This is a genomic window from Roseovarius nitratireducens, assembly GCF_002925845.1.
In the GTDB taxonomy this organism is placed as follows: Bacteria; Pseudomonadota; Alphaproteobacteria; order Rhodobacterales; family Rhodobacteraceae; genus Roseovarius; species Roseovarius nitratireducens.
This window is the reverse complement of sequence record NZ_PDNI01000015.1, coordinates 1-21,190: the sequence shown is the minus strand read 5'-3', so window position 1 is coordinate 21,190 and position 21,190 is coordinate 1. Positions and strand designations below refer to the sequence as shown.

Here is a 21,190-nt window from a genome sequence, read left to right as displayed (position 1 = left end):
TGAATCCCAAGGCCGCGCCAGCGTGTCTTGCAACGACAGATCAACCAAAAAACAGGGAAGTCTCATGACGAGGAAAACTGACCAAATCCTTATGGATCGCTTGGCGATGGCTGCCCGCGAGGGCAAGATCTCGCGCCGGTCCTTTATGCATTATGCGGGTGTTGCGGGTGTTACCGCTACCGCGGCCACTGGTCTCTGGACCAAATCCGCCGCCGCCCAACCGCAGCGCGGCGGCACGTTCCGCTGGGGTGTGCATGACGGCAACAGCTCGGACACGCACGATCCGGGCACCTATGTGACGCGGCAGATGATCTTTCTGGCGCACACGCACCGCAGCTATCTGACCATGATCACCCCCGAGAACGGGCTCGGCCCCGATCTGGCGACGGAGTGGTCGGCCACCCCCGACGCGGCAGAGTGGACCTTCACGCTCAACGAGAATGCCACCTTCCACAGCGGCAAGAAGTGCACCGCGCAGGATGTGGTGGACAGCCTCAACCATCACCGCGGCGACGAATCGACCTCGGCGGCCAAGGCGCTGCTGACCGACGTGACCGACGTCAAGGCCGATGGCGATTACACGGTGGTCATCACGCTGTCGCGCGGCAATGCCGACCTGCCCTGGCTGATGACGGACTATCACTTTGCCATCTGCCCCTCGGACGGTAACGGCGGCATTGACTGGGCATCCGGCGACGGCACCGGCCCCTACAAGATCGACTCGGGCGAGCCCGGCATCCAGTGGGAGCTGAGCCGCCACGACGGCTGGCACGGCGAGGGCGCGTATTTCGACAACGTGGCCATGATCGTCCTCAACGACCCGAACGCGCGCCAGACGGCGCTGGTGACGGGCGATGTGGACGCAGTGTCGCTGATCGAGCTCAAGACGCTGGCCCTGCTGGAGCGCAACCCGAACATCACGGTGGACAACATCCCCTCGGGCGGCGCGATCACCATGCCGATGCACTGCGACACCGCGCCCTTCGATGACGTGAACGTGCGCAACGCGCTCAAGCTCTCCATCGACCGCGACGAGATCATCGAGAAGATCTCCTTCGGCGCGGCAACCAAGGCCAACGACTTCCACCTGTCGCCGGTGCAACCCTACTGGCCCGACGACATCCCGCAGCGCGAGTATGACCCGGACCAGGCGAAATCGCTGCTCAAGAAGGCGGGACAGGAGGGACTTTCGGTCAACATGTCGGTGGCCGAGAGCGTCTATACCGGTGCGGTGGACATGTGCGTGCTCTATGCCGAGCAGGCCAAGGCCGCGGGTATCAATATCAACGTGGTGCGCGAGCCCAACGACGGCTACTACTCCGATGTCTGGCTGAAAAAGCCGTTCTCGGCCGTCTCTTGGGGCGCGCGTCCGACGCCCGACGTGATGTTCACGCTGGCCTACAAATCCGACGCTGCGTGGAACGAGAGCCGTTGGCAGAACGAGCGGTTCAACGAACTGCTGCTTCAGGCCAAGGGCGAACTCGACGACACTCTCCGTGCCGAAATGTACCGCGAGATGTGCCTGCTGATGCGCAACGATGGCGGCACGCTGCTGCCGTTCTTCAACAACTGGGTCTACGCCCGTGGCAAGGGCGTCGAGCGCGGCGAGAACGTCGCGGCAAGCTGGTCCTGCGACGGGGCGCGCGCCGCAAGCCGCTGGTGGTTCTCCGCCTGATCGGCCCTTTACGACATGGTGGCGGCCCCCGATCGGGGGCCGCTCGCTTCGCTTTCGGCGGCAGAAAACGAGAAAAAAATGTTTCGCCGCCCACGAAAAAGCCGCTAGCCTGACCGGATAACAAGCCGGCAAAGGCGCGGACGTACAACAGCAGGAGGGAAAGATGGGGGACATCCTTGGGCTTGTCGCCAAGCGGCTGGGTCTGGGACTGATCATACTACTGATCATTTCCGTGATAATCTTCTTCATGGTCGAGCTATTGCCCGGCGATATTGCATCTGCGGTGCTGGGGCAGGGCGCGACGCCCGAGAACCTCGCTGCGCTGCGCAAGGAAATGGGCCTCGATCAACCGGCCATCGTGCGCTACTTACAGTGGCTTTCGGGCGCGGTGATGTTCGATTTCGGTAATTCCATCGTGACCGGTGAGAGTGTGACCGAGACCATCGGCGAGCGTTTCGCCAACACGCTGTTCCTCGCGACCTACGCTGCCGCCATCGCGGTGCCGGTGTCGATCGTGCTGGGCGTCATCGTGGCGCTGCTGCGCAACACGATCTTTGACCGCGTGGCCAACGTCGCCACCCTCACCTCGATCTCGAGCCCCGAGTTCTTCCTCGGCTACATCCTGATCCTCTATCTCGCGGTCAACACGGGCATGTTCCCCGCCATCGCGAGCCTGCGCGAGGGCATGGATTTCTTCGAGTTGCTGCACCGCACCTTCCTGCCGGCGCTGACGCTGGTGCTGGTGGTGACGGCGCACATGATGCGCATGACACGCGCCTCGATCATCAACCTGCTGTCCTCGCCCTATATCGAGATGGCCCGCCTCAAGGGCACGCCACCGTGGAAGGTGATCGTCAAGCACGCCCTGCCTAACGCCTGGGCACCGATCATCAACGTCGTCGCGCTCAACCTCGCCTACCTCATCACCGGCGTGGTGCTGGTCGAGGTGGTGTTCGTCTATCCCGGCATCGGACAGGCGCTGGTGGACGCGGTCTCCAAGCGTGATTTCCCGGTGGTTCAGGCCTGCTGCCTGATCTTCGCCGCGACCTTCATTCTGCTCAACCTGGCAGCCGATGTGGGCGCGATCCTCACCAACCCGCGTCTGCGGCATCCGAAATAAGGGGGCAGGGACATGAGTGTTTTCGTCATAATCTACTACACCCTGCTTCTGGGCGCATCCTGCCTGGCGGCGTATTTCAACAAGCGTTCGGCCTTCCTTCTGCTGTTCTCGCTCACGCTCGTCTCGTTCGTGCTGGGCATCGTCGGCGGTGTTCCGGCGCTCAAGTTCGTGGCGGTCTCGGCGGGGCTGCTGGCGATGGCCGCGATGGTGTCCTACGGGTTCCGCGAGTTTCTCGTGGCCATCTCCTCGGTCAACATGGCCAAGGAGTTGCGCACCGCGCCGTTGACCGCGGGCTTCGGGATGTTCGTGATCTTCACCTACGCGGTGGCGGGCATCTTCGCACCCATCATCGCACCCTTCGGCGAGGCGCAGGTGATCACGTCGGCCTTTGCGCCCGCGGATGACACCATGCTCCTCGGGGCCGATCAGTTGGGCCGCGACATGTTCAGCCGCATCATCTACGGCGCGCGCAACACCGTGGCGCTGGCGCTTGCGGGCACGGTCCTCGCATTCTTCCTCGGCGCGCTCGCGGGGCTTCTGGCGGCGACGACGGGGGGCCTGTTCGATCAGTTCCTCGGGCGGATGTCCGATGTCATCATGTCGATCCCGTCGCTCATCTTCGCGCTGCTGATGCTGTCGATCTTCGGCGGCGACCTGGCCAACAACACGACGAGCTTCTGGCTTCTCGTGGGCTTTGCGGCGGTTGTCGGGGTGCTGATGGTCGCGGCGATCTCGGAGAGCAGCATCATCGGCTGGCTCATCGGCCTCGCCGTCATGGCGGGCTTTGCCACGGTGTTCGCGGGCTTCATGCTGACCATCTTCAACCCCTCGGAGGTAATCCTCGTTCTGGTCGTCGCGGTGATCTACAGCCCGCGCGTCTTCCGCCTTACCCGGGCGGTCGCGGGCAACGTGGTCGTCATGGACTATATCGAGGCGGCCAAGCTGCGCGGCGAACGCAAGTGGTATCTCATCCGGCGGGAAATCCTGCCCAATTCCACGGCGCCTCTGGTGGCGGAATTCGGGCTGGAGTTCTGCTTCGTGTTCCTGCTCATTGCCGGTCTCTCGTTCCTCGGCCTCGGCATTCAGCCGCCGACCGCGGACTGGGGCTCGATGGTGCGCGAGAACGCGACGCTGATCTCGTTTGGCGAGCTGACCCCGCTCATTCCGGCTGCGGCGATCGCGCTTCTGACCGTCGCCGTAAATTTCGTGGTGGACTGGATGCTCTACCGCTCCTCTGGCCTGAAGGTGTGAACCGATGACCAAGAAGAAAGACGTTCTGCTCAAGATCCGCGACCTGAAGATTCAGGGCTACTCGGATGAAACTTGGGTCGATATCATCAAGGGGGTGGACCTCACGCTCCACCGCGGCGAGGTGATGGGGCTCATCGGCGAGTCGGGGGCCGGGAAATCGACCATTGGTGCCGCCTGCATGGGTTATGCCCGTGACGGCACCCGCATCGTCGACAGCACCATCGAGTTCGACGGGATGGAGCTGACCACGGCGAGCGAGTCCGACAAGCGCGCGCTCAGGGGATCGCGAATCGCTTACGTGGCGCAGTCGGCGGCAGCCTCTTTCAACCCGGCGCACAAGCTGATCGACCAGCACACCGAGGCCCCCCTGCAATACCGTCTGAAAAAGCGGATGGAGGCGCAGGAGGACGCGATGGAGCTTTACGAAAAGCTCCGGCTGCCGAATCCGCAGGAGATCGGCTTTCGCTACCCGCACCAGGTCTCGGGCGGGCAGTTGCAGCGGGCGATGACCGCGATGGCCATGTCCTGCCGTCCCGATCTCATTATCTTCGACGAGCCGACCACGGCGCTCGACGTGACCACGCAGATCGAGGTGCTTTCGGCCATTCGCGACATCGTGGACGAGTTCAACACCGCGGCGATCTACATCACCCACGATCTCGCGGTGGTGGCGCAGATGGCCGACACGATCAAGGTGCTGCTCAAGGGCGAAGAGGTCGAAGAGGCCCCCACCCGCGAGATGCTCGAGAACCCGCAAGAGGACTATACCAAGTCGCTCTGGGCGGTGCGCGGTTTCAAGAGTCCGCAGCGCCACCGGCCCACCGACGGCACGCCGCCGCTCATCTCGGTCAGGAACGTGGATGCGTCCTATACCGGCGGCGAGAAAGTGCTCGATGATGTGAGTTTTGACATCTACGAGGGTATGACCGTGGCCGTGGTGGGCGAATCCGGTTCGGGCAAATCCACCACCGCGCGGGTGATCACCGGCCTCCTGCCGCCCTCCAAGGGCGAGGTGCTGTTCAAGGGCGAGCCATTCCCGCCGGACTATCGCAAACGCACCAAGGACCAGTTGCGTCAGTGCCAGATGATCTACCAGATGGCCGACACCGCGCTCAATCCCAAGGTCCGCATCTCAGAGATCATCGGGCGTCCGGCGGCGTTCTATTCCGGCCTCAAGGGGGCGGCGCTCAAGAACCGGGTCGATGAACTCCTCGACCTGATCGAGCTTGAACCGGCGCAGTACTACAACCGCTACCCGCCGGAATTGTCGGGCGGGCAGAAACAGCGCATCGGCATTGCCCGCGCGCTCGCGGCCGAGCCAACCTTCATCGTCTGCGACGAGGTGACATCGGCGCTCGATCAGCTCGTGGCCGAGGGCATCCTGCGGCTGCTGGACCGGCTCCAGAACGAGCTGAACCTCGCCTACATGTTCATCACCCACGATCTCGCCACCGTGCGCTCGATCGCCGACGAGGTGGTGGTGATGCAGCACGGCAAGGTGGTCGAGCAGGGGCCCAAGGACGAGATGTTCACGCCCCCGCACCATCCCTATACCGACCTGCTGCTCAGTTCGGTGCCGGAGATGGACCCCGACTGGCTCACCACGCTGCTCGAAGAGCGCGGGGTGGACAACGTGGGCGATGCGGCATCCGCCAAGATCGACCCGAACGATCCCAAGGTCACGGGCGCGTCGGCCTGACATGGATAAAAGCCGCGAACGGGCGATCCCGTTCGCGGCGTAATCCTGCGAGATACGATCGTCTGATGCGGTTCAGAGAACCGCCATGGCCGAGAGCACAAAGGTGCCCACGATCGCGCCATATACGATCAGGACGGCCTGCCAGGAGGCAGAGTGCATACGCAGTTCGCGGTTCAGCTCGTCGCGGGTCATGTCTTGCCTCCTTGGCGTTAGAGTGAATCCTGCAAGCGGTGCGTCGCTTACACCCGCCAAATAGGGATAAATCCTGGCGGCGCAATGACGATTGCGACGAAAATCCATGCATTCGCGGAATGTCCCCCCGGCGTTTTCGGCATACCGAGCGAAATCGAAGGGATGTGGCGCGAAAGCGACTTGGATGACAGGCCGGTCGTATGGCGAAGAGGTCGGAGCCCGCCCTCTCAGCGCCCGCCCGTGCCCTGCAATGCCATCACCTCCAGCACTCCCTCCTGCCGCGCGCGAATCGCCTGCGCCGCCGCGTGTGATCCGGCGAGCGTGGTAAAATAGGGGATCTTGTCATAGAGCGCGACCGAGCGGATTTCCCGGCTGTCCTCGACCGCCTGCGCGCCCTCGGTGGTGTTCATCACCAGCGCGATTTCGCCGTCCTTGAGCAGGTCCACGATGTTGGGCCGGCCCTCGTAGACCTTGTTGACCACCTCGCAGTCGAGTCCGGACCCGGTCAGGAACTCTGCCGTGCCGCGCGTGGCCACGAGCGTAAATCCCAGATCGGTCATGACCTGCGCCGTTTCAACAAGCTGCGGGGTCTTGTCGCTGTCCTTGATCGACACGAACACCCGCCCGCTCTCGGGCAGGTGCACGCCCGCCCCCATCTGTGCCTTGAGAAAGGCGCGCGGGAACGACACGTCCCAACCCATCACCTCGCCGGTCGAGCGCATTTCCGGCCCGAGGATGGTATCGACCCCCGGAAAGCGCGCGAAGGGAAGCACCGCTTCCTTGACCGAGAACCAAGGCATGTCCGGGTCCGCCAGCGTCATCTGGTCGGCCATCGGCAGGCTGCCGGGCGTCGCGCCATCGGGGTAGGGGCCGCGCACCGGGAAGGCGTCCATCGGCTCGCCCGCCATCAGCCGCGCGGCGATGGCCGCGATGGCGCTGTCGGTGGCCTTGGCGACAAAGGGCACGGTGCGGCTTGCGCGCGGGTTCACCTCGATGAGGTAGATATCCTTGCCCTTGACCGCGAATTGCACGTTCATCAGCCCCACCACGTGCAGCGCGCGCGCCAGCGCCTCGGTCTGGCGCTTGATCTCGGCGATGATCTCGGGTTCGAGCGAGTAGGGCGGCAGCGAGCAGGCTGAATCGCCCGAATGCACGCCCGCCTCCTCGATATGCTGCATGATGCCCGCGACATGCACGGACTTGCCATCGCAGAGCGCGTCCACGTCGCATTCGATCGCCCCCGACAGATAACCGTCGAGCAGCACCGGGCTGTCGCCCGAGACGACCACCGCCTCGGCGATGTAGCGTTCCAGATGGGCCATGTCGCGGACGATCTCCATCGCGCGCCCACCCAGCACATAGGAGGGCCGGATCACGAGCGGAAAGCCGATGCTCTCGGCGATCTCCAGCGCCTGCGCGTCGGTGCTTGCGATGCCGTTCTGCGGCTGCTTGAGGCCCAGCCGGATCACCAGGTCCTGGAACCGCTCGCGATCCTCTGCCAGATCAATCGCGTCGGGCGTAGTGCCGAGGATCGGGATGCCCTCGGCCTCCAGCCCGCGCGAGAGCTTCAGCGGCGTCTGTCCGCCGAACTGCACGATCACCCCGTGCAGCGTGCCGTTCTCCTGCTCGACGCGCAGGATTTCCATCACGTGCTCAAACGTCAGCGGCTCGAAATATAGCCGGTCAGAGGTGTCATAATCGGTGCTGACCGTCTCGGGGTTGCAGTTGATCATGATCGTCTCATAGCCCGCGTCCGAGAGCGCGAAACACGCATGACAGCAGCAATAGTCGAACTCGATCCCCTGGCCGATCCGGTTCGGACCGCCGCCTAGGATGACGACCTTTTTCGCCTCCGAGGGGCGCGCCTCGCATTCCACCTCGCCCATCATCGGGGCCTCGTAGGTGGAATACATGTAGGGCGTCTGCGCCTCGAACTCGGCGGCGCAGGTGTCGATCCGCTTGAACACCGCGTGAACGCCCAGATTGACGCGCGCGCGGCGCACCTGACCCTCGTCGCGGCCCGTCAGCGCGGCCAGCCGCGCATCGGTAAAGCCCATCATCTTCAGGCGGCGCAGGCCGTCCTCGGTCACCGGCAGGCCGTCGCGGCGCACGCGCTCCTCGGCTTCGACGATTTCGCGGATGCGGGCGAGGAACCAGGGATCAAAGGCGGTAGCGGCGTGGATCTCGTCATCCGTCAGGCCGTGTCGCATCGCCTGCGCGATGGTGCGCATCCGGTCGGGCGTGGCCACCGACAGCGCGCGGGTGATTGCCGCCTTGTCGGGCGCGCCGTCCGGCCCGAGGTCGGCCAGACCCGGTATCTCGACCTCGTCAAAGCCCGACAGCCCCGTCTCCATCGAGGCGAGCGCCTTTTGCAGGCTCTCGTGGATCGTCCGGCCAATCGCCATCGCCTCGCCCACCGATTTCATCGCGGTGGTGAGGTGGGGCTGGCTGCCAGGGAATTTCTCAAAGGCAAAGCGCGGGATTTTCGTCACGACATAGTCGATGGACGGCTCGAAACTGGCAGGCGTCACCTTGGTGATGTCATTGTCCAACTCATCGAGCGTATAGCCCACCGCCAGCTTGGCCGCGATCTTGGCAATCGGGAAACCGGTGGCCTTGGAGGCCAGCGCCGAGGAGCGGCTCACGCGCGGGTTCATCTCGATCACCACCATGCGCCCGTCCTCGGGGTTGACCGCCCACTGCACGTTCGAGCCGCCGGTCTCCACCCCGATCTCGCGCAGCACGGCAATACTGCCGTTGCGCATGATCTGGTATTCCTTGTCCGTCAGCGTCAGCGCCGGCGCCACGGTGATCGAATCGCCCGTGTGCACGCCCATCGGATCGACGTTTTCGATGGAACAGACGATGATCGCGTTGTCCGCCTTGTCGCGGACCACCTCCATCTCGTATTCCTTCCAGCCCAGCAGGCTCTCGTCGATCAGGATCTGGCTGACCGGCGAGGCATCGAGGCCGGATTTGCAGTAATGGATGTAATCGTCGCGGTTATAGGCCACGCCGCCGCCGGTGCCGCCCAGCGTGTAGGCGGGGCGGATGATCGCGGGCAGGCCCACGAAATCTATTGCCGCCATGCACTCGTCCATGTTGTTGGCGATGGTGGCTTTCGGGTTCTCGATCCCCAGCCGGTCCATCGCCTCGCGAAAGAGCTTGCGATCCTCCGCCATCTCGATGGCCTGCCGGTTCGCGCCGATCAGTTCCACGCCGAACTTCTCCAGCACGCCCATATCGGCCACGGCCAATGCTGTGTTAAGCCCGGTCTGCCCCCCCATCGTCGGCAAGAGCGCGTCGGGCCGCTCCTTCTCGATGATGCGGGCGACCACCTCTGGCGTGATCGGTTCGATATAGGTGGCATCGGCGAGGCCGGGATCGGTCATGATCGTCGCCGGGTTGGAATTCACGAGGATGACGCGATAACCCTCTTCGCGCAGCGCCTTGCAGGCCTGCGCCCCGGAATAGTCGAATTCGCAGGCCTGTCCGATGATGATGGGCCCCGCGCCGATAATCATGATGGACGAGATATCGGTTCTTTTCGGCATGTCGGTCCCCGGGCAGCTTGGTGGCTGCGCGCGGTCTCTGCCCGCGCGCAAATTGGTGGGGTTATATCCATCACCCGCCCGTGTGCAAGGGGCATCACCGGCACGCCGGTCAGGACGCGGGGGCGTGGCCCGGCGCATCGTCGAGGATCACCCGGTCAAGCGCACCCATGCCCCGCCCGTCGCGTTGCGGATAGAGGATCAGCCGGTCGATCACCCGCCCTTTCAGCGCCCCGGCGGCAAAGGTGACAAACCTTGCCCCACGCGCGGCAAACCGCTCGCGCGCCACGAGCCGCGGCCCGAGATACCCCTCGGCCACCACCTCCGGCACGCCGCTCTCGGCCTGCCAGTCGAGCGAGACGAAGGTGAAAGGCCCATCGCGCAGGATCGCGATGGCCCCGCGTCCGCCCATCGCGCCCTCGATCTCGTTCGGCCCGTCACTGCCGTCGCCGGACTTGCCGGGCCCGGAAATCATCGCGTCACGGGTAACGATGCGGTATCCGTCCTCGGCCATCTCGGGCGGCGCCACGCCTTCCGGCACCCCCTCGAAGCCGATCGACACCGGCCCGGCCGACGCCATCGCCGCGCACAGGCACAGCGTCCCGACCCCCGCAATGCCCCGGATCATCGCCAATGCCCTTCTGTAAATTCCCTCACCACGACGCTCGCCCGCCGTGCCCCCGCCTGTCAAGCGCGCGGGGGCCTTGCGCAAAACCACTGCGAGGCGGCGCTTTTGTGGGTGTCATTCGCCGCCTCACGCCCTAATTTCGGTCCATCAGCGCAAGGGGTGCATGGTGCAGATTCGTTTCGATCACGGGCCAGCGGACGGGCCCTGCGTCTTTGCGCAGGCCGACCGGCTGATCGTGGCGCACGCGTCAGACGAGGTGCCCGCCGCGCTCGCCGCGCTCGACGAGGCGCGCACCGACGGGTACTGGCTCGCGGGCTTTGCCAGCTACGAGCTTGGCTACGCGCTCGAGCCGCGGCTCGCGCCGCTCATGCCCGCCCACCGCCGCCTGCCGCTCCTGCAATTCGGGGCCTATGCCGCGCCGCAGGGGGCCGGGCCGCTCGATCCCGGCCCGGCGCGGCTCGGCCCGGTCCGCCCCGAATGGGATGCGCGCCGCTACGCCCGCGCTTTTGATGCGGTGCACGGGCTTATCGGCGCGGGCGATATCTACCAGGCCAATCTTACCTTCCCGCTAAGCCTCGAGGCTTCGGGCACGCCACAGGCGCTTTATGCCGCGCTCCGCGCGGTGCAGCCGGTGCGTTTCGGCGCGCTGATCGAGGCCGAGGGCCTGCCCGCGATCCTGTCGCGCTCGCCGGAACTGTTCTTCCGCACCGATGCCGAGGGCACCATCGAGACGCGCCCGATGAAGGGCACCCAGCCGCGCAGCGATGATCCCGCCGAGGACGCGCGCCGCCGCTACTTCCTGCAATCGGACGAAAAGAACCGTGCCGAGAACCTGATGATCGTGGACCTGCTGCGCAACGATATCTCCCGCGTGAGCGTGCCGGGATCGGTGCGCGTGCCCGCGCTCTTCTCGATAGAGACCTACGAGACCGTGCACCAGATGACCTCGCTCGTCGCCGCCGACCTCGCCCCCGGCACCACGCTCTCGGACATCCTGCGCGCGCTGTTCCCTTGCGGCTCGATCACCGGCGCACCCAAGATCCGCGCAATGGAAATCCTCGCCGATCTGGAACCGGCCCCGCGCGACATCTACTGCGGCACTATCGGCTGGGCCGCCCCCGACGGTCGGGCCGAGTTCAACGTCGCCATCCGCACGCTGATGGTGGAGGGGGGGCACGCCCGGCTCGGCGTTGGCGGCGGCGTCGTTTACGACAGCACGGCCGACGGCGAATACGAAGAGGCGCTATGGAAGGCGCGCTTTGCCCGCGCCCTCGCCCCGGCGCCGGTCTGATACCTCACGCCGCCGCCCCGCGCCCCTCGCTGTCGGCCTCTTCGCGATAGAGATAGTCGCGCGTCAGCGGCACCGCGTCCTGCTTCGGGCTCATCTGGAACTGGAACACCACCTGGTTGTTGAGCCGAAAGGTCAGCTCGCTGGCGATCAGATAGTAGCGCCACATGCGGCAGAACCGCTCGTCATAGAGCGCGCGGACGCGGTCGATATTGGCCTCGAACCGCTTGCGCCATTCCTTCAGTGTTTCGGCATAATGCAGGCGCCACACCTCCACGTCGGTGGTCACGAGGCCCTGCCGCTCCACCGCCGCCATCGCCTCGGACATGGCCGGGCAATAGCCGCCGGGAAAGATGTATTTCAGTATCCACGGGCTCGTTGTCCCCGGCGGCCCCGCGCGCCCGATCGTGTGGATCAGCGCGATCCCCTCCGGTTTCAATAGCCGGGTCACGGAGCTGAAATAGGCGTCGTATTGCGGCGCGCCCACGTGCTCGAACATGCCGATCGACACGATCCGGTCGAACTTTCCCTGCACGTCGCGGTAATCCATCAACTCGAACCGCACCTTGTCCGACAGCCCCGCCCTGGCGGCGCGGGCATTGGCCATTTCGTGCTGTTCCCGCGACAGCGTGACTCCCACGACCTCCGCCCCGAAATCGCGCGCCAGCGTGATCCCCATGCCACCCCAGCCACAGCCGATATCCAGCACCCGCATCCCCGGCTCGATCAAGAGCTTGCGCGCGATATGCTGTTTCTTGGCCTCCTGCGCCTCTTCCAGGGTCATGCCCTCGTGGGCGAAATAGGCGCAGGAGTAATTGCGGTCCTCGTCGAGAAAGAGATCGTAGAGCTCGCCCGACAGGTCGTAATGATGCGCCACGTTGGCGCGCGACCGCGCCACCGGGTTGGACTGATCAAACCGCCGCTTGACCCGGCGCAACGCCTCCAGCGGGCGGCGGAACCACGGCTGCCCCTGCGCCGCGATGTTCTGGATTGCGAGGCTCAGGAAGCCAAAGACATCGTCATCCTCGATGGTGAACGTGCCGTCCATATAGCCCTCGCCCACGCCCATGTCGGGTGATAGCACGATCCGCCGCGGCAAGGCCGGATGATGCAGCGCCACCGCGCATTCCGGTCCGTTTCCCGGCCCGTAGCTGCGTGTCGTGCCGTCAGGAAACGTCACACGCAGCCGTCCTTGGCGGAACAGATGAGTCAATAGATGATCGAGGGTTCTGCTCCACATCGCACACCTCCAGTTCCGTGCCGTCCCCGGCACCGCGCATCGGCGTCTCGATCCGGCCTGCCGTGCCCGGCCCTGCCGGATGCCTGCCCCAAGCGCCGGTATTCTATTGGATTCAGGCGGTCTGTAAAGCATTCGGCCCACCCCCGGCCTTGACTTTGCCGCCCCGCCCATGTGTATCGGCGCGGACCCGACACAGAACGCCATCAGCGGCCCGCGCGGCCCCGGAGACCCCAAATGCATAGCTATCGCAGCCATACCTGCGCCGATCTGAGAAAATCCCATGTCGGAGAGACCGTCCGCCTTGCCGGTTGGGTCCACCGCATCCGCGATCACGGCGGCGTGTTGTTCATCGACCTGCGCGATCACTATGGCGTGACACAGGTGTTGTGCGACCCCGACAGCCCGGTTTTCGACGCGGTGGAAGGCTTGCGCGCGGAATACTGCATCCGCATCGACGGCAATGTGAAGGCCCGCGACGCGAGCCTCGTGAACGCGAAAATCCCCACCGGCGAGATCGAGGTCTATATCCGCGACCTCGAGGTTCTCGGCAGTGCGGACGAATTGCCGCTGCAGGTCTTCGGCGATCAGGAATACCCCGAGGAGACGCGCCTGCGCTATCGCTATCTCGACCTGCGCCGCGAGGCGATGCAGCACAACATGGTGCTGCGCTCGGACGTGGTGTCCTCGATCCGGCGGCGCATGTGGGATCGCGGCTTCCGCGAGTTCCAGACGCCGATCATCACCGCGAGCAGCCCCGAGGGCGCGCGCGACTTCCTCGTGCCCTCGCGCCTGCACCCCGGCCGCTTCTACGCGCTGCCGCAGGCACCGCAGCAGTTCAAGCAGCTCATCATGGTCTCGGGCTTCGACAAGTATTTCCAGATCGCGCCCTGCTTTCGCGACGAGGACCCGCGCGCCGACCGCTCGCCCACCGATTTCTACCAGCTCGACATGGAAATGTCCTTTGTCGAGCAGCAGGACGTGTTCGACACCGTCGCCCCGGTGATCGCCGGCGTGTTCGAGGAATTCGGCGAGGGCGCGCGCGTGGATGCGCCCGAGACATGGCCGCAAATCCCCTTCGCCGAGGCGATGCTCAAATACGGCTCCGACAAGCCCGACCTGCGTAACCCCATCCAGATGCAGGAGGTCTCCGAGCATTTCCGCGGCTCCGGCTTTGCCATCTTCGCGAAATTGCTGGAGCAGGACGGCACTCAAATCCGCGCCATCCCCGCGCCCACCGGCGGCAGCCGCAAGTTCTGCGACCGCATGAACGCCTTTGCCCAGAAAGAGGGGCTGCCGGGGATGGGGTATATCTTCTGGCGGGAATCCCTATCTGCGGACATCAACAAGCGTGCGGCAGAACTACTGAAGAAGTGGGACTCGGAAGGCGTTATTTCTAATCCAGATGACGTCGATGCGTTCATCAATGAGTTTGACGACGAAATTTTTTCAGGCCCAACGCTATGGGAACATCGTGCTAAGTTGAAAGAAGCCCGCGAAGCTGGGGATTTGGAACGGGTTGCGTTCTTGACCAAAGCGTACACCATGGAAGCCGCAGGCCCCCTCGCCAAGAACATCGGCCCCGAGCGGACCGAGGCGATCCGCCAGCAGCTTGGCCTTGGCGTCGGCGACGCCGCCTTCTTCTTGGGTGGCAAGCCGCAGGCGTTCGAGCGGGTCGCCGCCCGCGCCCGCGACGTCATCGGCGAAGAGCTTGGCCTGACCGAGCAGGACCGCTTCGCCTTCGCCTGGATCGTCGATTTCCCGATGTACGAGGCAGATGAAGAAACCGGCAAGGTCGATTTCTCGCACAACCCCTTCTCGATGCCCCAGGGCGGGCGCGACGCCCTCGACGGCGACCCGCTTCAGGTGCTCGGCTACCAGTACGACCTCGCCTGCAACGGCTACGAAATCGTCTCCGGCGCCATCCGCAACCACCGCCCCGAGACCATGTTCAAGGCATTCGCGCTCGCCGGCTACGACGAATCGGAGGTCCGCAACCGCTTCGGCGGGATGGTCAACGCGTTCCAATACGGCGCGCCCCCCCACGGTGGCTGTGCTGCCGGGATCGACCGGATGGTGATGCTGCTCGCCGGCACCTCCAACATCCGCGAGGTCATCATGTTCCCCATGACCCAGCGCGCCGAGGACCTGATGATGAACGCGCCCTCCGAGCCGACCCCGGATCAGCTCATGGAACTCGGGCTCAGGGTCATCCCGCAGGAGTGAGGCATCAGCCATGTCGGACAGCCGCCCCCTCGGTCCTCAACTGTTGGATTGGCGGCCACCGCCCGCACCCGATGGCACGCCGCTGACCGGGCGCTACGCGCGGCTCGACCGGCTCGATGCGGACCGGCACGCGGTCGATCTGCACCGCGCGATGAGCGCCGATCCCGCGCTCTGGGATTACATGCCCTACGGCCCGTTCTCCTCGGCCTCGCAATACCACCGGTGGGCGCGCGAGGCGGCGGCGGGGAACGATCCGCTGTTCTACGCGATCACCGATCTGGATGCCGGGCAGGTGGGCGGTGTCGCCAGCTATCTGCGGATCAAGCCGGAGGCGGGCAGCATCGAGGTCGGCCATATCAACCTCGCCCCGGCACTGCAGCGCACCTGCGCCGCGACCGAGGCACTCTACCTGATGATGGATTGGGCCTTCGGCGCAGGCTATCGCCGGTTCGAATGGAAATGCGACGCGCTCAACATGGCCTCGCGCCGCGCCGCGCAACGCCTGGGGCTGAGCTATGAGGGCACCTTTCGGCAGGCCACCGTGGTCAAGGGCCGCAACCGTGATACCGCATGGTTTGCAGCGATCGACGCGGAATGGCCCGCGCTGAAAGAGGCATTCGGCTTCTGGCTCGACCCCGCGAATTTCGACGTCGCGGGACAGCAGAAAGAGCGTCTCGGCACGCTCACGCGCCTCGTGCGCGCGGCCTCGGACCCGGCACAGAACGAGGGCTGACAACCTCCCGAAGCGCGCCGGTCAAGGCGCGGCGCGTGTCGTCAGTCGCGTCTCGATGCGCTCAGATTGAGCCAACCCCGGATCAGCTCATGGTTCGATCGATCGGCTGAGCATTCTTGCGGTACTCGCCGTTACCGAGGAACACCAGATAGCCGTTATCTCGAAGCACCTGAAGTTGTTGGCGTATCTTCGCACGGACGTGTTGATTCTCAGGATAAAGTTGTTCGAGACGTCCCTCGCATTGGTAGATATCGGTCAGTGAAAACGTCTCTTTTTCGAGTCTCTCGATGCAGATCATGACATCGACGAGCCAACCCCGAGCGGTGCCGGTGTTTTTTTCGAGGAACGCCGTTTGTCGCCATTTTTCAAGGACTGCGCGTTTATCCATTATTTCACCGTTCCTGACCAAGTCGATGCGCCCGATCTTAGGAACAAGATGTAAAAGAATATTTGATCCAATCCATCCACGCCGGCGCGCTGTTTCAGCTAGCGGTTTGCGGGCTTCAATTATCGAATGTACGAAGAACCGTCGGGGCACGCAGACCAAGTCGCGAACCTGCCGTCTCTCAAGGTCGTAACGTAGAAGAACAAGGTTGGGACTGGTATCAGACGCAAGCCTTTGCATCTTTGTTTCATAAGCCCCATTGGCCATTTTTTTCCCAAATGCTCGAGATGAACTTTTCAGTTCAAAATCATCGCAGCAAATTGAACAAAAAAAGTCTGCTACTGGACGATTGACTTCATATTGTGTGAGAGACTGATGGCCACAGTTCGGACAATATAAGTTGGTGGCAGCCCATGCTTCTGTCATTACACGCGCAATTTGACTGCGACTCGTGTAGTGGGAGTTTTGATCTATGAACAGATCCAAATTCAGACCAAATTCAGAGTGGTGTCAGATTGGAGTAAACGTTACGTTCATGAACTTCCGTCACGTCGCGAAAATAGAAGCCCACGCCGCGTCGGTCAGGTAATCGGCCACCGGCAGCGCGCAAATCTCGCCCAGCGTCATGGTGGGATAGCGCGACAGGCGCTTGTGCTCCGGCGCGACCTTTCCGGTGCGGTTGGTGAATCGCCACGGCGGGTCGGCCATGACGCAGCCGAAGCGGTCTTGCCCCAAAAAACGGCGCAGGTCTTGTGTGGCGGGATGCTCCATAGCCGACATCTTGATGGACTCCCCCCGTACTGTCATGGTGAACAAGACTAGAACATAGCCCTTAACAGACCGTCAAGACAAGCCCGGCATCGGCCTCAGTCGTGAAACGGCGTCACCTGCGCCACGATCACCGCGTTCTCGTCGCGGGCGCGGGCCATGAGCGCGCGCTCCTCCGTGTCGATCTCGTGGCCCTCGGCCTCGCGCTCGGCCAAGGTGCCGTGGCCGGTCACGTCCAGCGGGGCCATCCCCGCCTGTTTGAGGATCGCCACCGTCTCGCGCACCGCCTCGGCCTCGTCCACGCCCGAGGCATAAACCATCAGCGCCGCGCCTGTGGCCGCGTCCGGCAGCCCGTCGCCCGCCTTGCGCCCGACCTCGACGACGAGGGTATAGACCTGTTGTGTCGTGTCCCTGCTCATCCGCGCGACATGCGCCGACGCCCGCCGCATGTCAAGCCGCGCCCGGCCCCTTACCGCCCGGTCTCAGCCCTGGGCAATCACCTGCACCGTGACCGCCCCGATATAGATCGCGAAGAGCAGGACGCTCTCGAACCCGATCCGCGCTGGCCCGTGTTTCTGCCGCAGGATCAGGCCCGCCAGCAGGACCGAGGTCATCAGCAGGCCGACCGCGATCCAGAACACGTCCGCCGCCTGCATCGCGTGATAGATCGAGCCTTCGCGATAGGCGATGTCCGACAGTACCAGGAACAGCACGTCGAAGGTGTTGCCGCCGATGATTCCGCCCACGGCCAGTTGCAGCGCGCCGCGCCGGATTGCCGCCAGCGTCGTGACAAGCTCGGGCATCGAGGTGACGACCGCCGTGATCAGCGCCCCCACGAGGCTGGAGCCGAGTTGGTAGCGCGCGATAAGCTCTGCGCCCACCTGGCTGATCACCCATCCCCCGGCCCCCATCAGACAGACCAGCCCGCCGAAGACCAGCAGCGGGCCCGTCACCGGGCGGTGGCGTTCGGCCTCGTCCTCGGGCACGTCGTGGCGCGTCTGGCTGGTCTGCGTCGGTCGCCACATCGGCGTCTCACGGATGCGCGCCGCCACGCGCACCGACGTCACGTAGACCAAAAACAGCACGACCGAGACGGGATGCAGCCCCGCAACCGCCACCTCCGGCGCGGTCATCGCCGCCAGCGGCAGGCTCAGCATCCCGATCAGCACCACGCACTGGAACAGGTTGGCCGGTTCGGCCACCGCGTGTTCGAGGTTGCTGCGCCGGTAGAGCACATCGGCGATGGCAAGAAACAGGGTCTGTGCCGCGATGCCGCCGATGGCGTTGGAGATGGCAAAGCTCGCATCCCCCGCGCTTGCCGCGGTGACCGACACCACCGTGCCCGACAGCGACGTGGCCGCGCCGAGCAGCGTGGCGCCGATGATCGCCTCGCCCAGCCGGGTCCGGTCGGCGATCACGTCGGCCAGCCCGGTCGCCCGCAACGAGCAGACGATGACCACCCCGGCGGCCCCGGCAAACAGCGCCATCAGTAGCGGGAAGGACAGCGCCGGGATCATCTGCGTGCCCCGGCGCGCGGGGAAGGATCGCGATCCGCGCTCATGGCCTCAGACTTGTGCCGAGGGGCCGGGGTGTCAACTCAGTCGCGCAGCAGCTCGTTGATCGCGGTCTTGGAACGCGTCTGCGCATCCACCCGCTTCACGATCACTGCGCAATAGAGGTTGACCCCGCCCTTGGACGGAATCGACCCCGAGACCACGACCGAGTAGGGCGGCACCTCGCCGATGAACACCTCGCCGGTCTCGCGGTCCACGATCTTGGTGGACTTGCCGATGAACACGCCCATGCCCAGCACCGAACCCTCGCGCACGATACAGCCCTCGACGACCTCGGACCGCGCACCGATGAAACAGTTGTCCTCGATGATCGTCGGCCCCGCCTGCATCGGTTCCAGCACGCCGCCGATGCCCACGCCACCCGACAGGTGCACGCCTTTGCCGATCTGCGCGCAGCTGCCCACCGTCGCCCAGGTGTCCACCATCGTACCCTCGTCCACATAGGCACCGAGATTGACGAAGGACGGCATCAGCACCACGCCGGGCGCGATATAGGCGGATTTGCGCACCACGCAGTTGGGCACCGCGCGGAAACCGGCGGCGCACCATTCGGCCTCGCCCCAGCCCTTGAACTTGTTGTCGACCTTGTCCCACCAGCCGCCGCCCTGCGCGCCACCCGGATGGATTTCCATGTCCTTGATGCGAAAGCCCAGAAGCACCGCCTTCTTGGCCCATTGGTTGACGTGCCAGGTACCGTCCTCGTGACGTTCGGCCACCCGCAGGCGGCCCGAATCGAGTGCGTCGAGCGTGGCCTCGATGGCCTCGCGGGTCTCGCCGCCGGTGGCGGGCGTGATCGTGTCGCGCGCCTCCCAGGCGGCTTCGATGGCGGTTTCAAGTGCGTCGTTGGACATCTGCGTTTCCCCAGGGTCAGTTCTCGCGTTGTCCTCGCCTATAGGGGCAGATGGCGACAGGATCAATGCGACCGACCGCGGCGCGTGCGCGACCTCAGCCGCGCATCCGCTCGGATTTCGGGTCATACATGGGCCGCAGGCTCGCCTCGGCGCGCACGCGCGTGCCCGCCACGTCGACCTCGTAGGCCGAGGCCAGCACCTGCTCCGCGCTCTCGCCCGCGCAAGGCACATATCCCATGCCGATGGCCCCGCCGAGGTGGTGGCCATAGGCACCGGAACTCAGGTAGCCCACGATCTCGCCATCCCGCAGCAGCGGCTCGTTGTGATAGAGCATCGGCGCCGGATCGGTCAGCCGGAATTGCACCATCCGCCGCTCCAGCCCCGCCTCGCGCTTTCGCAGCACGGCCTCGCGCCCGATGAAGTCGGGCTTGGCGGTCTTCACCGCGAATCCCAAGCCCGCCTCCAGCACGTGATCCTCGCAGGTGACGTCATGCCCGAAATGGCGAAACGCCTTCTCGATCCGGCAAGAATCCATCGCGTGCAGACCACACAGCCGCAGCCCGTGATCCGCGCCCGCCTCTGTCAGCACCTCGAAGACATGCCCGGCCATGTCGGCACTCACGTAGATTTCCCAGCCGAGCTCGCCCACGTAAGAAACACGATGCGCGCGCGCCTGCCCCATGCCGATCTCGATCTGCCGCGCCCATCCAAAGGGATGCGCCTCGTTCGACATGTCATCGGGTGACACCGCGCGCATCAGGTCGCGCGCCTTTGGCCCCATCACCGCCAGCACGCCCTCGGCGGCGGTGACGTCCGTTATCACGACCATCCGGCCCCCCAGATGCCGCCGCAGCCAGGTCTCGTCCGCCAGCCGCGTGGCGGCAGGCGTGACCACCAGATAGGCGGTCTCCGATAGCCGCGTGACGGTCACATCGGCCTCGATCCCGCCCCGCGGGTTGAGGAATTGCGTATAGACGATACGCCCCACCGGCACCGACATATCCGCCCCGCAGACATGGTTGAGAAACGCCTCCGCCTCCGGCCCTTCCACCCGCAGCTTGCCAAAGCTCGACATGTCGTAGAGGCCCACGGCCTGCCGGATGGCCCGATGCTCGGCGGCGGCATTGTCGAACCAGTTCTGGCGGCCCCAGGAATAGGCATAGGCACGCTCCTGCCCCTCGCGGGCGAACCAGTTGGCGCGCTCCCATCCCGCCGCCTCGCCCATCACCGCGCCCTGCGCCAGCAATTGCGTGTGAAACGGTGTGCGCCGCACGCCGCGCGCGGTGGCCTTCTGCCGGTAGGGGTAGTGATCGGCATAGAGCAGGCCGAGCGTCTCCTTGGAGCGCTCGAACAGATAATGCCGGTTGCCCTGAAACGGCTGCATCCGCGCGATATCCACGTCGCCCAGGTCAAATGGCTTCTCGCCATCCTCCATCCATTGCGACAGCGCATGCCCTGCACCGCCCGCCGATTGGATGCCGATGGAGTTGAACCCGGCGGCCACCCAGACGTTGTCCATCTCGGGGCAGAGGCCAAGGTGATAGGCATCATCGGGGGTAAAGCTTTCGGGACCGTTAAAGAACGTGTGAATCCCCGCCTCGGCCAGCACCGGCATCCGGTTGACGGCCGCCTCGAGGATCGGCTCGAAATGGTCGAAATCCTCCGGCAACTGATCGAACTCGAAACTCTCGGGAATGCCCGCCATCCCCCACGGCTTGGCATTGGGCTCAAACGCCCCGAGCATCATCTTGCCCGCATCCTCCTTGTAATAGGCGCATTCATCCGGCACCCGCAGGACCGGAAGCTGCGACAGACCCGCGATCGGCTCGGATACGATATAGAAATGCTCGCAAGCATGCAGCGGCACGTTGGTTCCGGCCATGCGCCCCACCTCTCGGCCCCACATGCCCGCGCAATTGACTATCATGTCGCAGGCGATATGGCCGCTGCTTCCATCCTCGCCTTGCCAGTCCACGCCGGTCACGCGGCGGCCCTGCCGCGCGATGCCCGTC

The 21,190-nt window shown here is 64.8% G+C and carries 15 protein-coding genes and 1 pseudogene; 7 read left to right on the top strand and 9 right to left on the bottom strand.

Annotated features, from left to right (window positions below; genetic code table 11):
- Window positions 1-64: 64 nt before the first annotated feature.
- From CRJ03_RS01680 to CRJ03_RS01665, 4 genes are all read left to right on the top strand, one after another.
- Window positions 65-1,675: an ABC transporter substrate-binding protein gene (locus CRJ03_RS01680; RefSeq protein WP_104017189.1), complete on the top strand. Its 1,611-nt coding sequence runs from the start codon at window positions 65-67 to the stop codon at window positions 1,673-1,675.
- Between the two features lie 163 nt (window positions 1,676-1,838).
- Window positions 1,839-2,795, top strand: coding sequence for an ABC transporter permease (locus tag CRJ03_RS01675; protein WP_104017188.1), 957 nt, complete (start codon window positions 1,839-1,841; stop codon window positions 2,793-2,795).
- Between the two features lie 12 nt (window positions 2,796-2,807).
- Window positions 2,808-4,046, top strand: a complete 1,239-nt coding sequence (locus tag CRJ03_RS01670) for an ABC transporter permease (protein WP_104017187.1) — start codon at window positions 2,808-2,810, stop codon at window positions 4,044-4,046.
- A gap of 4 nt (window positions 4,047-4,050) precedes the next feature.
- On the top strand, window positions 4,051-5,745 hold the full coding sequence (locus CRJ03_RS01665; RefSeq protein ID WP_104017186.1) for an ABC transporter ATP-binding protein: 1,695 nt from the start codon (window positions 4,051-4,053) through the stop codon (window positions 5,743-5,745).
- A 419-nt stretch (window positions 5,746-6,164) separates the two neighbouring features.
- Here CRJ03_RS01665 and carB read toward each other — a convergent pair whose 3' ends face one another.
- Together carB and CRJ03_RS01655 are read right to left on the bottom strand one after the other, a co-directional pair.
- Window positions 6,165-9,491: a carbamoyl-phosphate synthase large subunit gene (gene carB / locus CRJ03_RS01660; RefSeq protein ID WP_104017185.1), complete on the bottom strand. Its 3,327-nt coding sequence runs from the start codon at window positions 9,489-9,491 to the stop codon at window positions 6,165-6,167.
- A gap of 109 nt (window positions 9,492-9,600) precedes the next feature.
- A complete protein-coding gene (locus CRJ03_RS01655; RefSeq protein ID WP_104017184.1) occupies window positions 9,601-10,116 on the bottom strand; it encodes a hypothetical protein in 516 nt (171 codons plus the stop codon).
- A 166-nt stretch (window positions 10,117-10,282) separates the two neighbouring features.
- On the opposite strand from CRJ03_RS01655, the gene CRJ03_RS01650 reads away from it, so the two are divergent.
- On the top strand, window positions 10,283-11,407 hold the full coding sequence (locus CRJ03_RS01650) for an aminodeoxychorismate synthase component I (protein WP_439126612.1): 1,125 nt from the start codon (window positions 10,283-10,285) through the stop codon (window positions 11,405-11,407).
- Window positions 11,408-11,411: 4 nt separating this feature from the next.
- Here CRJ03_RS01650 and CRJ03_RS01645 read toward each other — a convergent pair whose 3' ends face one another.
- The gene (locus tag CRJ03_RS01645; RefSeq protein ID WP_104017182.1) at window positions 11,412-12,644 is read right to left on the bottom strand and encodes an SAM-dependent methyltransferase; all 1,233 of its coding nucleotides are present in this window, start codon (window positions 12,642-12,644) and stop codon (window positions 11,412-11,414) included.
- A gap of 234 nt (window positions 12,645-12,878) precedes the next feature.
- On the opposite strand from CRJ03_RS01645, the gene aspS reads away from it, so the two are divergent.
- Together aspS and CRJ03_RS01635 are read left to right on the top strand one after the other, a co-directional pair.
- Window positions 12,879-14,867 (top strand): aspartate--tRNA ligase, encoded by a 1,989-nt coding sequence (aspS, locus tag CRJ03_RS01640; RefSeq protein ID WP_104017181.1) that lies wholly within the window; start codon window positions 12,879-12,881, stop codon window positions 14,865-14,867.
- Between the two features lie 10 nt (window positions 14,868-14,877).
- Window positions 14,878-15,600: a GNAT family N-acetyltransferase gene (locus CRJ03_RS01635; RefSeq protein WP_104017180.1), complete on the top strand. Its 723-nt coding sequence runs from the start codon at window positions 14,878-14,880 to the stop codon at window positions 15,598-15,600.
- An 82-nt stretch (window positions 15,601-15,682) separates the two neighbouring features.
- On the opposite strand, the gene CRJ03_RS01630 is transcribed toward CRJ03_RS01635, so the two are convergent.
- From CRJ03_RS01630 to CRJ03_RS01605, 6 genes and pseudogenes are all read right to left on the bottom strand, one after another.
- Window positions 15,683-16,471: a DpnI domain-containing protein gene (locus CRJ03_RS01630; RefSeq protein ID WP_104017179.1), complete on the bottom strand. Its 789-nt coding sequence runs from the start codon at window positions 16,469-16,471 to the stop codon at window positions 15,683-15,685.
- A gap of 84 nt (window positions 16,472-16,555) precedes the next feature.
- Window positions 16,556-16,756 (bottom strand): annotated as a pseudogene (locus tag CRJ03_RS01625) (MT-A70 family methyltransferase); the annotation flags it as partial.
- A 95-nt stretch (window positions 16,757-16,851) separates the two neighbouring features.
- The gene (locus CRJ03_RS01620; protein WP_104017241.1) at window positions 16,852-17,172 is read right to left on the bottom strand and encodes a DUF8846 family protein; all 321 of its coding nucleotides are present in this window, start codon (window positions 17,170-17,172) and stop codon (window positions 16,852-16,854) included.
- 63 nt (window positions 17,173-17,235) lie between these two features.
- Window positions 17,236-18,270, bottom strand: coding sequence for a sodium:calcium antiporter (locus CRJ03_RS01615; protein ID WP_104017178.1), 1,035 nt, complete (start codon window positions 18,268-18,270; stop codon window positions 17,236-17,238).
- Window positions 18,271-18,350: 80 nt separating this feature from the next.
- Complete coding sequence (gene dapD, locus CRJ03_RS01610; RefSeq protein WP_104017177.1) at window positions 18,351-19,178, bottom strand: 2,3,4,5-tetrahydropyridine-2,6-dicarboxylate N-succinyltransferase; 828 nt, start codon at window positions 19,176-19,178, stop codon at window positions 18,351-18,353.
- Window positions 19,179-19,272: 94 nt separating this feature from the next.
- Window positions 19,273-21,190 (bottom strand): GcvT family protein (locus CRJ03_RS01605; protein ID WP_104017176.1); only part of this gene is annotated, 1,918 nt, incomplete at its 5' end.